Source organism: Kibdelosporangium persicum (assembly GCF_013280595.1).
Taxonomy (GTDB): Bacteria; Actinomycetota; Actinomycetes; order Mycobacteriales; family Pseudonocardiaceae; genus Kibdelosporangium; species Kibdelosporangium persicum.
Window position 1 is genome coordinate 218311 of the sequence record NZ_JAAATY010000003.1, and the last position, 14528, is coordinate 232838.

Annotated in this window: 11 protein-coding genes; 5 read left to right on the forward strand and 6 right to left on the reverse strand. The window is 69.4% G+C overall.

Annotation, left to right across the window (positions count from 1 at the left end; genetic code table 11):
• Positions 1–148 precede the first annotated feature (148 nt).
• Positions 149–757, forward strand: coding sequence for a QsdR family transcriptional regulator (locus tag GC106_RS07760; RefSeq protein ID WP_173125981.1), 609 nt, complete (start codon positions 149–151; stop codon positions 755–757).
• A 52-nt stretch (positions 758–809) separates the two neighbouring features.
• Positions 810–2720 carry a helix-turn-helix domain-containing protein gene (locus GC106_RS07765; protein ID WP_173125984.1) on the forward strand — a complete coding sequence of 637 codons (1911 nt, stop codon included), beginning with the start codon at positions 810–812 and terminating at the stop codon, positions 2718–2720.
• On the opposite strand, the gene GC106_RS07770 is transcribed toward GC106_RS07765, so the two are convergent.
• From GC106_RS07770 to uvrC, 5 genes are all read right to left on the reverse strand, one after another.
• On the reverse strand, positions 2717–3592 hold the full coding sequence (locus GC106_RS07770; RefSeq protein ID WP_173126615.1) for an LLM class F420-dependent oxidoreductase: 876 nt from the start codon (positions 3590–3592) through the stop codon (positions 2717–2719). The two genes, GC106_RS07765 and GC106_RS07770, sit on opposite strands and share 4 nt — an antisense overlap.
• A 150-nt stretch (positions 3593–3742) precedes the next feature.
• A complete protein-coding gene (gene whiA / locus GC106_RS07775; protein ID WP_173125987.1) occupies positions 3743–4729 on the reverse strand; it encodes a DNA-binding protein WhiA in 987 nt (328 codons plus the stop codon).
• Positions 4720–5772: a gluconeogenesis factor YvcK family protein gene (locus tag GC106_RS07780; protein ID WP_312872523.1), complete on the reverse strand. Its 1053-nt coding sequence runs from the start codon at positions 5770–5772 to the stop codon at positions 4720–4722. Before GC106_RS07780 ends, whiA begins: the two co-directional genes overlap by 10 nt.
• On the reverse strand, positions 5769–6641 hold the full coding sequence (gene rapZ / locus GC106_RS07785; protein WP_173125990.1) for an RNase adapter RapZ: 873 nt from the start codon (positions 6639–6641) through the stop codon (positions 5769–5771). The genes GC106_RS07780 and rapZ overlap by 4 nt, the downstream gene beginning before the upstream one ends.
• Positions 6634–8655 carry an excinuclease ABC subunit UvrC gene (uvrC, locus tag GC106_RS07790; RefSeq protein ID WP_173125992.1) on the reverse strand — a complete coding sequence of 674 codons (2022 nt, stop codon included), beginning with the start codon at positions 8653–8655 and terminating at the stop codon, positions 6634–6636. Before uvrC ends, rapZ begins: the two co-directional genes overlap by 8 nt.
• A gap of 247 nt (positions 8656–8902) precedes the next feature.
• Between uvrC and GC106_RS07795 the strand changes: the two genes are divergently transcribed.
• A complete protein-coding gene (locus tag GC106_RS07795; protein WP_173125995.1) occupies positions 8903–11170 on the forward strand; it encodes a WD40/YVTN/BNR-like repeat-containing protein in 2268 nt (755 codons plus the stop codon).
• A gap of 41 nt (positions 11171–11211) precedes the next feature.
• Here GC106_RS07795 and GC106_RS07800 read toward each other — a convergent pair whose 3' ends face one another.
• The gene (locus GC106_RS07800; protein ID WP_173125998.1) at positions 11212–13074 is read right to left on the reverse strand and encodes a hypothetical protein; all 1863 of its coding nucleotides are present in this window, start codon (positions 13072–13074) and stop codon (positions 11212–11214) included.
• A gap of 185 nt (positions 13075–13259) precedes the next feature.
• On the opposite strand from GC106_RS07800, the gene GC106_RS07805 reads away from it, so the two are divergent.
• Complete coding sequence (locus GC106_RS07805; RefSeq protein WP_173126002.1) at positions 13260–13550, forward strand: hypothetical protein; 291 nt, start codon at positions 13260–13262, stop codon at positions 13548–13550.
• Between the two features lie 48 nt (positions 13551–13598).
• A complete protein-coding gene (locus tag GC106_RS07810) occupies positions 13599–14351 on the forward strand; it encodes an alpha/beta fold hydrolase (protein WP_173126005.1) in 753 nt (250 codons plus the stop codon).
• The last annotated feature ends 177 nt before the right edge of the window (positions 14352–14528 follow it).

Sequence of the window (14528 nt, forward strand, 5' to 3'; positions counted from 1 at the left end):
GCGCTGTTCTCCAATCGACTCTTCGTTGAGTGTCGGACGCGATCAGTGACTGACTGTCGCAAGCGGTGACCAGGGCACGCATCGGTGGAATCGCCAGTCCTGGCCCGTGCCGGGCGGGTACTGGGCAGTACGGCCGTACGCTGCCGACGTGAGCCCAACCGCCGAGGAGATCGTCCGGACCGCCGCGCACTGGATCGACCGGGGAATCCGCCTGGACACCCGCACGCTGGCCGCCGAGCTGGGGATCTCCCGCACGACGCTGTTCCGCCGGGTCGGCAACCGGGAGGACCTGCTCGGCGACACCCTCTGGTACATGGGCGACCGGACGCTCAAGACGGCGCGAAGGGAATGGCAGACCAAGCACGGGACGGCGGTGCGTAGCCCCGACGGCCGGTTGCGGTGCCTGGAGGTGATGCGCCGCTACCGGGCGGACATCGCCGGGAACCAGGGCTTCCGCCAGTTCCTGAACGACGAGCCCGCGCTGGCGATCCGGGTGCTGACCGACCCGCAGGGCCGGGTCCAGCCGCGAGTGATGAGCGCGCACGTCGACCTGCTGAGGCGGGACGTCGAGGACGGCGGGTTCGTGCCGGTCGTCAGCCTGGAGAACCTCTGCTACGCGATCGTCCGGCTCGGTGAGGCGTTCCTGTACTCCGATGTCCTGGCCTCCCGGGCGCCGGACCTGGAGGCCGCGTCGACGCTGCTCGGTGCCCTGGTCGAAGGGCGGGTGACGGCGACGGAGCCGGCCGCGGGGTTGTGAAACACTTCGCGCTGGTGTTTCATTCGGAGGGCGCTCACCGAGGAGGCCCTCCATGTCGTCCGCATGGCACGAGAAGCTGCTGACGGACGCGCGCGCCGGTACGGGGGCGAGCAGCGTGCTGCTGGGCCCGGCGCCGGACGTCTCCCCCACGGACTTCACCGTGCTGCGGACAACCGGTCTTCAGTCGGAACGTGACCTGCCGTTCGCCGCGCTGCACCGGCTTCTGCTGCCCGTGGTGTCCGCGGACGACCTGCGCCGGATGCTGCGCGGCACGCCCTTCCAGTTGCGGTGTTCGGTACACGAGGTGCTGACCGGGTTGTCGGCTCAGCGGCCGGTTCTGGTGCGGGTGGACGACGCGCAGTGGCTGGACCAGGAGAGCTTGGATGTCCTGGGGTTCGCGGCCAGGCGGGTGGCCGGGCACCACATCGCGATCCTGATCACCGGTCGTCCCCAGTGGACCGGCGAGCAGCCGTCCGGCCTGGTCTGCCTGAGCGCCGAACTGGGCGACACCGTCGACGCGGCACAGCACGCCTGGCACGCCGGGCGGCCGGACTGGGCACGCACGCTGCTGTCGCGGGCGGACGTCGGCCGGGCGGCGCTGCTGCTCGGGGAAATCGAACTCCGGGACGGCGACCCGGCCGTCGCCGTGCACGAACTGACCACGGCGGCCGGGCATCTGGACGACCCAGGTCCCGCTCTGCTGCTCGCCGGTGAGGCTCGGCGGCTGTGCGGGGACGTGCCCGGTTACCGCGCGATGGCACGCGCGGTGCCGTCGCGACCGGAACTGATGGCGGCGCACTTCCGTGGCCTGACCGCGACGTTCGAAGGCAGGCACGCCGACGCCGCCGAACCGTTGCGGCTTGTCGTGCGGCTGGGCATGGCCGCGCCGGATGTGGCACCGGCGGTGTGGGCGGCCGAGGCGGCGTTCGCACTGGGCTTGGGCGAGAAGGCTTTCGAGTGCGCGTCGGCCGCGGTCAGCCGGGCCAGGCTGACCGGCCGGGAAGCCGCGTTGCCGTGGGCCCTGGTCCAGTTGTCCCTGGCCGCGATCGTGCTCGACCGGCACGAGATCGCGCTCGAGGCATCCGCGGAAGGCCTGGCCGCGTCCGGTGCGCAGCGCACCACCCGGACGGAACACCTTTCCCTGCTGGCGTTGTCGGCCGCGCTGCGAGACGACCGCGAGACCGCCCTGTCGCATCTGGACAACGCGGCGGCAGGCATCGCCAAGCGCGGCCTCGGCCGGCCGTGTGCGATCGCTTCCTGGGCGTACGCGTGTCTGGACCTGGCCGACGACCGGCCCGCGGAAGCGTTGGCACGGCTGGACGCCATGACGGCGGGGGTGAGCGGAGCGCAGCCCGCGATCCAGGCACTGGCGACGCCGCAACTGGTCGAGGCGGCGATTCTGGCCGGGCAGTACGACCGGGCGCACCGCGCACTGGAGGTCTTCGACGGCTGGGTCCGCACCGGCGGCAACTCGGCGTGGCTGGCCCTGTCACACCGGTGCCACGGTCTGCTCACCGACGACGTCACCCATTTCGAGACGGCGATCGCCCTGCACCGCAAGGCAGGCGCCGCGATGGAGCTGGCACGGACGCAACTGCTGTACGCCAACCGCTTGCGGCTGCGGCGCCGGATGCTCGACGCCCGTGGTCAGTTCCGGTCGGCGCTGCGGGTGTTCCAGTCCATCGGCGCGCGACGGTGGATCGCCCGGGCTGAAGCCGGTTTGCGCGCCGCGGGCGAGACGGCCGGCGCGCCGAACGTCTCCCTCGCGGGCCTGACTCCCCAGCAGACGGCGATCTCCCGGCTGGTGGCGGTCGGCGAGACGAACAAGGAGATCGCCCGGCGGCTGGTGATCAGCCACCGGACCGTCGACCACCACCTGCGCAACATCTTCACCACGCTGGGCGTGCGTTCCCGGGTGGAACTGGCCCGCCGCGTCACCAGCCTGGAGCAGGACCGGGCCTAGAGTTCGGCGAGGCGCCGCACGGCCGGTCCGGCATGCCGCGTGACCCACTCCGCGGGACGGCCCGGCGGGGGCATCAGGATCACGGTGTCCACACCGAGCTTGGCGTAGGCGGCCATCTCCTCGGTGAAGGCGTCGAGCCCGCCTTCGCTGAGCGACGTACCCGCGCCCGCGACCGTCTTGCGGATCGAGTCGTAGTCCCGTCCGACAGCGTCGCAGTGCTCACGCAGAACGCCGAGCTTGTGGCCGACGCCCTCGACGCCGAGCGAGGTGAAGAAGTTGCACGCGTCGCCGTACTGCGCGACCAGCCGCAGGGTCTTCCGCTCACCTCCGCCGCCGATCATGATCCGCGGACGCGGCGAGCTCACGGGCGGCGGCACGCACAGCGTCTCGGCCAACTGGTAGTGCTTGCCTTCGAACGGCCCGTTGTTGTCCGGGTCCCACATCTGCAGGCAGATCCGCAGCGTTTCCTCAAGCCGCTCGAAACGCTCCGCGGTCGGCGGGTACGGCACGCCGAGGCCGTTGTGCTCGCGCTCGTACCAGGCCGCGCCGATGCCGAGCGTCCCCCGCCCGCCGGACAGCACGTCGAGCGTGGTGACGATCTTGGCCAGCAGGCCCGGATGCCGATACGTCACGCCGGTGACCAGCGCGCCAAGCTGGACGGTCGACGTGTGCGCGGCGAGAAACCCCAATGTGGAGTACGCCTCGAGCATCGCGGCTTCCGCGCCGCCGTTGTGCTCCATCTGGAAGTAGTGGTCCATCACGGACATCCAGGCGACACCCGCCGACTCCGCGGCTTGCGCCGCCGCGGCCAGTTCGTCCCGGATCTCGTGACCGGGTTCGTCGAACTTCGTGATGTGCACACCGAGTCGCACGGTCGATCGCCTCATTTCGCAGTGCCTGCGCGCGACGCTATCCCCTGGAGCGCGCTCCAGGTCAACACCGGACTGCGAGTCCCATGTAGAGGAAAGGCCGCACGCCCCGCCAGGGAACGTACGGCCGTCAGCGTGATCTCGCGCGTCGAGTCAGACCTCTTCCTCGAGCATTTCGGCGGTCACCGCGGCTTCGGTCGGCGGCAGGCCCAGGTCCTTGGCGCGCTTGTCGGCCATGGCCAGCAGGCGGCGGATACGGCCGGCGACAGCGTCCTTGGTCATCGGCGGCTCGGCGAGCTGGCCGAGTTCCTCCAGCGAGGCCTGCCGGTTGGCCAGCCGGAGCTTGCCCGCGGCGGTGAGGTGCTCGGGTGCCTCGGGGCCGAGGATCTCCATCGCGCGCTGCACACGGGCGGCCGCGGCGACGGCGGCCCGGGCCGAGCGGCGGAGGTTGGCGTCGTCGAAGTTGGCCAGCCGGTTGGCCGTCGCCCGCACCTCGCGGCGCATCCGGAATTCCTCCCAGGCCAGCACGGACGAATGCGCGCCCAGCCGGGTCAGCAGCGCACCGATCGCGTCGCCGTCACGGATGACGACCCGGTCCGCGCCACGGATCTCGCGTGACTTGGCCTGGATGCCGAGCCGGCGAGCCGCGCCCACCAAGGCCAGAGCGGCCTCGGGCCCCGGGCACGTGACCTCCAAAGCGGACGAACGGCCCGGTTCGGTCAGCGATCCGTGTGCCAGGAAAGCACCGCGCCACGCCGCTTCGGCGTCGCACACGCCACCGGACACGACCGCGGCGGGAAGCCCGCGCACCGGACGCCCGCGGGGGTCGAGCAGGCCGGTCTGCCGGGCGAGCCCGTCCCCGTCCTTCACGACGCGCACGACGTACCTGGTGCCTTTGCGCAGGCCGCCGGACGTGATCACGTGCACATCGGCGTGGTGGCCGTAGAGCTCGTGGATCTCCTTGCGCAGTCGCCTGGCCGCCGAACCGGTGTCCAGCTCGGCCTCGACCACCACACGGCCGCCCACGATGTGCAGTCCGCCGGCGAAGCGCAGCAGGGAGGACACTTCCGCACGGCGACAGCACGTCTTGGACACAGCCAGTCTGCTCAGCTCGTCCTTGACTGCCGCGGTCATCGCCACGTGTCCTCCTCTCCCCCGCCGGGCTCGCGCCCTGCGTATCCCACCATCTCCTGGCCACTCGCGCTCGTCGTTCCGGCTAACGCGTGCCGCAGGCTCCGCGCGAGCGCGCCCGGATCGTGACGATCCGCTGCTCCCGGCGTCGCGACCGGGGCCAGGTGTGCCCGCGCGCCGAGCGCGGCCGCGGCCCGCCGCAGCCGGTCCGGCGTCGACACCGCGTCGGCGTCGGCGATGACGGCGTCCACGCGGAGTTCTGGAGCGTGCTGGCAGAGTACGTCGAGATGCTGCTCAGGTGAGAACCCAGCCGTCTCACCTGGCTGCGGGACGAGATTGAGCACGACCACACGCGCTGCTTTCGTCTCGACAAGCGCGCGATGCAACTCCGGCACCAACAGATGCGGCAGGACGCTCGTGAACCACGACCCCGGACCGAGCACCACGAGATCCGCCGAACGGACCGCGGCCAGCGCCTCCGGACACGCGGTCGGTACATCACCCGAACTGGTCTGGACCCCGATCCGCTTGACCCGGCCCGGTGTGGTCGCCACGGCGACCTGGCCGCGGATCCGCCGGATCGCCGCCGGGTCCTCGTCGAGGCCCTCCACGTCGGCCTCGATGTCCAGCGGCTCACACGACATCGGCAGCACGCGGCCGGTCAGGCCGAGCATCCGGGCGGCTTCGTCCAGCGCGGCGACCGGGTCGCCGAGCACCTCGATCAGCCCGGACAGCACCAGGTTGCCGATCGCGTGCCCGGCCAGCGCGCCGGTGCCGCCGAACCGGTGCCGGAACACCGAGTTCCACAGCTTGGCGTTGTCGTCGGCGCCCGAGAGGGCCACCAGTGCCTTGCGCAGGTCGCCGGGCGGCAGCATGCCCAGTTCCCGGCGCAACCGGCCCGAGGAGCCGCCGTCGTCCGCGACGGTGACCACGGCCGTCACGTGCGGAGTGATCTCGCGCAGCGCGCTCAACGTGGCGTGCAGCCCGTGACCACCGCCGAGTGCGACCACCCGCGGGCCGTCCGGCGCCGGCTCCCTGGACCTGTCGCTCACTCGCGCCCCAAATCCCGGTGGACGACCTTCACGGCCATGCCGTCCTCCTTGGACAGCCTGGTGGCCAGCTCCTCGGACATCGCCACACTGCGGTGCTTCCCGCCGGTGCAGCCGATGGCCAGGGTCAGGTAGCGCTTGCCCTCCCTGCGGTAGCCCGCGCCGATCAGCCGCAGCAACTCGTGGTAGCGCTCGAGGAAGTCCTCGGCGCCCTCCTGGGTCAGCACGTAGTTGCGGACCTCGTTGTCCAGGCCGGTCTGCTCGCGCAGCTCCGGGATCCAGAACGGGTTGGGCAGGAACCGGACGTCCATCACCAGGTCGGAGTCCATCGGCAGGCCGTACTTGTAGCCGAACGACAGCACGGTGACGCGGGTCTGCATCTCCTCGCCGCCGCCGAACGCGTCCTCGATCTTGGCACGCAACTGGTGCACCGACAGCGAGGTGGTGTCCAGGACCAGGTCGGCTTCCTCACGCAGCGGCGTCAGCAGGTGCCGCTCCGCCTTGATGCCGTCGATCAGCCTGCCGTCGCCCTGCATCGGGTGGCCGCGCCGGACGTGCTCGAACCGGCGGATGAGCAGTTCGTCGGTCGCCTCGAGGAACAGCACGCGCGGCTTGTACCCGCGGTTGTCCAGGTCCTTGATGACCGCCGACAGGTCCTCGGTGAACGCGCGGCTGCGCACGTCCATCACCACCGCGACCTTGGTGATCGCGCCGCGTGCCTGCACACCGAGCTCGACCATGGTCGAGATCAGCTCGGGCGGCAGGTTGTCCACCACGAACCAGCCAAGGTCCTCCAGACACTTGGCCGCCGTGCTGCGGCCCGCGCCGGACAGGCCGGTCACCACCGCCACTTCAATGCCGGATTCAGACATCGTTCCCCTCTTTGTCCCTGGACAGGGCCGCCACGACGGCCTCCGCGGTGCGCCTGCCCACGCCCGGCACGCCGCTGATCTCGTCGACGCTCGCCGCACGCAGCCGTTTCAGCGAGCCGAAATGCTTGATCAACGCGGTCTTCCGCGTCTCGCCGAGACCGGGCACGTCGTCGAGGGCGGACGTGGTCATCCGCTTGGCCCGTTTCTGGCGGTGGTAGGCGATCGCGAAGCGGTGCGCCTCGTCGCGGACGCGCTGCAACAGGTACAACGCCTCGCTGGTACGCGGCAGGATCAGCGGCTCGCTCTCGGCCGGTAACCAGACCTCTTCCAGCCGCTTGGCCAGGCCGATCACCGCGACGTCACCGATCCCCATCTCGGTGAGCACGTCGGCGGCCGCGTTGGCCTGCGGCCCGGCGCCGTCGACCACGAGCAGGTTGGGCGGGTAGGCGAACTTCTTCGGCCTGCCCGTCTCCGGATCGATGCCCGGCGCAGATCCATGCTGCGCAGATCCATGCTGCGTGGACCCGTCGGGCGCGGTCTCGCTGATCATCCGGTGGAACCGGCGGCGCACGACCTCCGCGATGGACGCCACGTCGCCCTGGGTGGCCGCCTCCCGGATGGCGAAGCGGCGGTACTCGGCCTTGCGCGGCAGGCCGTCCTCGAACACCACGAGCGACGCGACGACGTCACTGCCCTGGATGTGGCTGATGTCGACGCATTCGATCCGCAGTGGCGCGGTGTCCAGGCCCAGCTGGTCCTGCAGCTCCTGCAACGCCGCCGAACGAGCGGTGAGGTCGCCCGCGCGCTTGAGCTTGTGCTGCACGAACGCCTCTTTGGCGTTGCGCTCCACGGTTTCCATCAGCGCACGCTTGTCGCCGCGCTGCGGAACCCGCAGCTGCACCCGTGATCCACGCAACACGGTGAGCCACTCGGCGATCGCGGGAGCGTCGTCGGGCAGTTCCGGGACGAGCACCTCACGCGGAACGGCACTGTTCTCACCAGAGCTGTTCTGACCCGGGCTGTTCTCCCCCGGGTCACCGTCGACCGGTTCGCCGGAGCTGGCCTGGTCGCCGTAGAACTGGCTGAGGAACTGGTCGACCAGGCCCGCGGTGCCGGTCTCCTCGGCCTTCTCGACCACCCAGCCCCGCTGACCGCGGACCCGTCCGCCGCGGACGTGGAAGACCTGGACAGCGGCTTCCAGATCGTCCTGCGCGAACGCGACCACGTCGGCGTCCGCGCCGTCGCCCAGCACGACGGCCTGTTTCTCCATCGCCCGCCGCAGCGCGCCGAGGTCGTCGCGCAGGCGCGCGGCCCGCTCGAACTCCAGCTCGGCCGACGCCTCGTGCATCTCCTTCTCCAGCCGGCGCATCATCGTGTCGGTGCGGCCGGCGAAGAACTCGCAGAAGTCGTCGACGATCCGGCGGTGTTCGTCGGCTGTGACCCGGCCCACGCACGGCGCCGAGCACTTGCCGATGTCCCCGAGCAGGCACGGCCTGCCGATCCGGGACTGCCTGCGGAACACGTCACGCGTGCACGTCCGCGCGGGGAACACTCTGAGCAGGACGTCGAGCGTCTCCCTGAGCGCCCACGCGTGCGCGTAGGGACCGAAGTAGCGCACGCCCTTGCGCCGCGTCCCCCGGTAGACGTGCAGCCGCGGGAACTCCTCGTTGAGGGTGACCGCCAGCACGGGATAGGACTTGTCGTCGCGGTAGCGGACGTTGAACCGCGGGTCGAACTCCTTGATCCAGTTGTACTCGAGCTGCAGCGCCTCGACCTCGGTGGCGACCACCGTCCACTCCACGGAGGCCGCGGTGGTGACCATCTGCGCGGTGCGCGGGTGCAGGCCGGAGACGTCGGCGAAGTAGGAGTTGAGGCGGCCGCGCAGGCTCTTGGCCTTGCCGACGTAGATCACCCGGCCGCCGGAGTCGCGGAACTTGTACACGCCAGGGGCGTCCGGGATCGTTCCGGGCGCAGGACGGTAACTCACACGACGATCGGTCGACGGATCGGCCACCACACAAGCCTAGGCGCAAGCACTGACACTCTGTCGAGTGACCACCGGTGCCGACCAGGACCTTACCGGCCCGGCTCGATCCCGGTGAGCGGGACCACAGTACGTGCGGCGGGCCATCCCGGGTCGGGCGACGGAGATCAACGGCTAACTGTCAAAAAGTCCCGACTGTCGTCGGATGTCCGGACCGCGCGGCGCCCCATAGCGTCACGAAGCCTCTGCCGGCCGCTCACCCCCCGGGGGGTTTCGGATGCGAGTTCGCCGCTGTCTGACCCTGGCTGTCTGTCTGACGCTGTTGTCCCCGGTTCCCGCGCTGGCCGATCCGCCGGGGACCGGGCAGCCAGGTGAGTACCGCCCGGTGCGCGGTCCGTCGGCCCCGGCGGAACACCGGTTCCTGCAGAAGGCGATCCGCGGTGACACGATCCCGCGGCACGCCCACGACACCGCCGCGCAGCAGGCGGCGAGGCTGCCGGTGGTCGGCGCGCGCTGGCAGCTGGCAGGGCCGACCAACGTCGGCGGCCGGATCGTGAGCCTGGCGCTGGACCCCACGCGGGCCGACACCGTCTACGCGGCCGCGGCCAGTGGCGGGCTTTGGCGGTCGACGGACGCGGGCCGTACCTTCGCGCCCGCATGGCCTGACGACTCGACGCAGGCGATGGGTGCCGTTGTCGCCGCGGACGACGGCACGCTCTACGTCGGCACGGGCGAACCCAACCCTGGCGGCGGCAGCGTGACCTACGAAGGCACAGGGGTGTACCGCTCCTCCGACGGCGGCAAGACCTGGCGCAGCATCGGCCTGCGCGACTCGGGCACCATCGGCGGGATCGCGGTCGACAAGGCCGACCCGAAGCGGCTTTTCGTCGCCGCCAACGGATCTCTCTACAGTCCCGGCGGCGACCGCGGCGTCTACCTGACCACCGACGGCGGTTCGAACTGGCAGCGTGTGCTCGACGTGCCGAACGAGTTCACCGGTGCGGCCGACGTGCAGATCGACCCGGCGAACCCCAAGCGCGTGTACGCCGTGCTGTGGGATCACCGCAGGACGCCGGTCAAACGCACCTACGGCGGTGAGGGGTCCGGGGTCTTCCGCAGCGACGACGGTGGACTGACGTGGCAACGGCTTGGCGGCGGGCTGCCCGCGGCCAGTCCGGACGTGGGCCGGATCGGGATCGGCGTCTCGGCTTCGCAACCAGGCCGGGTCTACGCGATCGTCAACAGCACAGCCGGGCCGTTCGCGGGTTTCTACACCTCCGGTGACGCGGGCACGACGTGGACCCGGCTGCCCGAACCGGATGTGCTGAAGTCGTCGCAGTCGACGTTCGGCTGGTGGTTCGGCAAGATCTGGGTCGATCCGGACGACGCCGAACACGTGCACGTCGCCGGCGTGCCGTTGCTGACCACAAAGGACGGTGGCGGCACGTGGACCGCCGACAGCACGTCGATCCACGTCGACCACCACGCGATGGTCTGGGACCCGCGCCACCCCGGACGCGTGTATCTGGGCAACGACGGCGGTGTGTACCGCTCCGACGCGAACGGCGACGGCGGCTGGATCAAGGCGGAGTACGAACCGTACACCCAGTTCTACAGCGCGGCGATCACCCCGCAGGACACCTCACGGATTTCCGGCGGCACCCAGGACAACGGGTCCCTGCGGTCCTGGAACGGCCCTGTGCCGATGGTCGATCCTGCGAGCAGATCTTCCGCGTTCAACGAGTACCTCGGCGGTGACGGCGAAGAGAACCTGATCAACCCGCGGGACAAGGACAACGTCTTCGCCTGCTACCAGTACGGCAACTGCTTCCGGTCGACCGACGGCGGCGGGACGATGACCTTCTTCACCCCGGCGACCACGGCCGACCGACGCAACTGGTTCACACCGGTGCAGTTCGACCCGTCGGACCCGAAAGTCCTGTACTACGGCGGGAACCGGCTCAACCGCTCGGCCGACGGCGGCGTGACGTGGACGCCGATCAGCCCCGACCTCACCGGCGGGCCGGGCCAGGACACGTATCCGTACGGCACGATCACCACGGTCGCGGCCGCGCCGTCGGATCCGCGGACGATCTGGGCGGGCACCGACGACGGCCGCGTCTGGATCACCCGTGACCTCGGGGCGACGTGGACGAAGGTCCTCGACGGGCAACCGTGGGTGACCAGGATCGCGGTGTCCGAGCGGGACGCGGCGACCGCGTATGTCACGTTGTCCGGTTACCGGTCCGGTTCCGACCAGCCGCACGTGCTCATGACCCGCTCAGCCGGGGCGCGGTGGACCGACATCTCCGGGAATCTGCCGTCCGCTCCGGTCAACGACGTGGTCCTCGGCGCGGCGGGACTGATCTACGTGGCCACCGATCAGGGCGTTTTCCTCGGCCACACCGCGATCGCGGGCCACTGGGCCCGGCTGGGCCACGGCATGCCGAGGGTCGCCGTCGACGACATCGAGTACGACCCCCGCAACCACCGCCTGGTCGCGGCGACGTTCGGAAGGGGCCTGTACGCGACACCAGTCCTGTAGCCCATCCGACGATTCACCCACAACACCAGGACATGTCAGGGTCACTCGCATCCGATCACGACGAGGTCGTCCCACCGGCCGGTCACAGTCCTGCGAGTGCTGTGCAGCAGCGTGTCCAGAAGCACCAAGCCGTATGCGTCCCGGTTTGGTTGTCCCGCGTCCATCGTCGCCCGAGCCTGGTCGTAGACGGACTTGAGCAAATGCGGCTGGATGATCACCACTCTCGTCCGGTCCCTCGTGACACGAGTGCCGAGCTGGTGCACGAACAGGTCACTCCGGATGCGCTTGCCCTCGTACCACGCCGCCGGTTTGGTGATCCGCGGCCTGGTGAGCCGGTCGATCAGCACACTGTTGTCCAGAAGGCCGATGTTCTTCTCGGCCTGGCTGACCACCTGCTCGAACCTGGTCACCGCGATGCGGCGGTAACGCGAGCTGTTGTCGGCCGCCTTGACTTGGATCGCGGTCAGGGTGCCCTCGTTGTCCAGGTGCAGGAAGTCAGCGACCTCGCCGGCACCGTCATCACACAGCAGCCAGTCATCCCCGAACTGTTGGACTACCCATGCGAACAGCGAGTCGTCGCCGTCCCGCGCGATCGCGTCATGGATCGCCTGATCGCCGCGTACGTCCGGCTTCTCCTTGGTCACCTGGAAACCGGTGAAGTCCTCGAACAAGAGGTTCGAGAAGGGCTGGTCAGCCAAGTTCTCCCGGTAGATCTTGCCGGCGGTGAACGCGTGCCCGGACTCGTAGTGCACGGTAAGCAGGTCACCATCGCCGATGGCGTCCTTGATCTCCCGCACGATGCGCTCGGCGGACGGCGGACCGGAAAGCCGGACATCCATGGCGAAACCGCCGCGTGTTTCGACCGGTTTGATCACCAGGGCACCTGCGACGCTACCCCCGTCGCCCACGTCCACGATCGCTGCCGCGCCACCTGGATCACCTCGAACTTCAAGCAGCACGTCACGCAGCCGCTCGGCTCGGGTGATCTGGTCGTCGTCGACATTCGGTTCGGTACGTAACTGATCCGGGGTCGTGATCGACACGTCGAACGCTCCATGAACCCTGGCCAGGTCCTCCTCCATGACCGCGAGGTACCGGAACGGCGCATCCGGTGAACGTTCGGCCGTCAACGACTTCTCCAGCAGGTCGAGCAGTTCGGCCGCGATCTTGAGGAATACCTCGAAGTTCGGCGTCGGCTTCCACGAAACGCGGGACTTCGCCGAGAAGGTGACACCGTCGCGCAGGAGCACAGACTCCTCGGCGGGCTGGAAATCAACTTTCGCCGCAGTCAACGCGTAGGAGCCGTCCGCTATAGGATCCAACGCGTCCTGAATCCGCATACCACCCATCGCCTTGCTGTCCGGTTTGGTCGTCCGCCTGCGGTGTACACCACGCATCCAGCCATTATTCCCGTCTCCACGGAAAATGTCCGACAGCACATCGGTCGAAATGAGCCGGAATGGCGCCGCCTGCCGGAGTACCCACCGCTGGAACTGAGCGGAGGAGGTGATGTCACTGTAGACCGCGACCATGTTGTTCCGGCGTACGGCGACCGTCAGTTCGTTGACCATGTCAAGTCGGCCGGATTCCTTGGCCGCCCAGCCCGGAACCCGGAAGGCCGTCCTGGTGACCGCGTACATCCGGTCCAGTCCGAGCCCGAGGGATTCCAGAGCGCCGAACTCACCGACCTCGCCGGGCCCGGCGAGGTCGATCTCGTCTCCGAGACGGATCGACACCGCGTACCCCTGATCGTTCGCGGATTTGATCAGAAACCGTCGCAAAGCTTTGAACGCCGTATCCGGGTCATCACAAGAACACTCCAGCACGGTCACCGAGAAGTACGGTTTGAGATCCGTCAGACGGAGTCCGACACGTGCCTGCCCGTTGAAACTCGATGCGGTCACGTCACGGACGTTAACCCAAGAAAGAGGTCCGACGACAAACACTGCCACACATTGCCTGACATTGACACAGAAATGTCCACACGTTGTTACTCGGACAATCACCCACAAGCGAGAGCCGACGCCGCGGGCCAGGCCGTGCTCACCGATGAGGTCGTTGGGCTGCACGGATATGCGGAACTTCGTCGTTGATCGCCGAGGCGACCGAGGGCCGGTTGTGTGCGTCGATGGCCGCGCCCGTTCACGACAGCGGCACGGTCGCCGATAGCCTGGGCCACGCGGCCAGCGACGACCTGCACCTCACGGCGGCCCGATTCGGCAGCGACCCGGGCGAATCGGGCGGACTTTGGGCGCCCACGCCGGACCTGCGCGTCAACGCCGGCATCGGCATGACGATGAATGATCCGCGTGGCGACTTTCCGCTTGCGCCAAGCAAGGTGACCGGTTGCGAGCCGGAAAGGCAGGTGGTGACGTCGTAGTGGTTCCCGGCCCTCTGGTGCTACTCCCGTTGTGGCAAAATTCGTCGGATGGGAGACCGGCTGAGGGTGCAGCGTGGCGGTTCCGGCGACGCTGTGGTGTTGCTGTTGCACGGTTTGGGCGCCACCGGAGATGTCTGGCAAGGCGTGCACGAGCAACTCGCGGACGGCCCGTGCCGCTGGATCACCCCCGATCTGCCTGGTCACGGCGGGTCTGCTGCCCTGCCGCGCTACACCTTCGGGCACATGGCCGCCGCGTTGGCCGAACTGCTCGACGGCGAGGAGCACGTGGTCGTCCTCGGTCATTCGCTGGGCGGCGTGCTGGGTTTGACGCTGGCCAGCGGCTGGTTCGGCGGTTCGGTCGACCGCGCGTGCGGCCTGGGCATCAAGGTCGCGTGGTCGGCGGCGGAACTCTCGGGCGCCAAGTCGTACGCCGAGCGCCCGAACAAGCTGTATGTGGGCCGGACCGAGGCCGCGGAACGCTACCTGAAGGTGTCGGGACTCGGCGGCCTGGTCGACGTCGACGACCCGCGCGTGGACTTCGGACTGGTCGGCACGCCGGACGGATGGCGGTTGGCGTGCGACCCGAAGACGTTCGCGGTCGGCCGTCCCGACGTGCCTGGCTTGCTGGCAGCCAGCCAGGCCGAGGCCGTGCTCGCGTGCGGTGAACAGGACCAGATGTGCAGCCCTGAGCAGGTCAGGGAAGTCGACGCGAACGCCGTCATCCTGCCTGGCCTCGGCCACAACGCGCACGTCGAGGACCCGGGCGCGATGGTCAAGCTGATCTCGGACCTGTTGAGCTGACTCGTCACAACGGCGCCACCGTGCAGGTTGGGGACAACTCGATGGTTGTGGACAACTGGGCTTAACGGATCTTCGCCGCGGCCCGGTTGTCGGTGGTGCCGCGTACGCTGGATTCCGGGGCCGGAGGCCGCACCCGAACCGCAGGCCACACCCGAACCCGCAGGCCACACTCACCCA

What these genes read in the sequence shown, in the direction of transcription:
- GC106_RS07795 (WP_173125995.1), top strand. Translation starts at nt 8,903, where the DNA reads ATGCGAGTTCGCCGCTGTCTGACCCTGGCTGTCTGTCTGACGCTGTTG.
- GC106_RS07810 (WP_173126005.1), top strand. Translation starts at nt 13,599, where the DNA reads ATGGGAGACCGGCTGAGGGTGCAGCGTGGCGGTTCCGGCGACGCTGTG.
- rapZ (WP_173125990.1), bottom strand. Translation starts at nt 6,641, where the DNA reads ATGTCTGAATCCGGCATTGAAGTGGCGGTGGTGACCGGCCTGTCCGGC.
- GC106_RS07765 (WP_173125984.1), top strand. Translation starts at nt 810, where the DNA reads ATGTCGTCCGCATGGCACGAGAAGCTGCTGACGGACGCGCGCGCCGGT.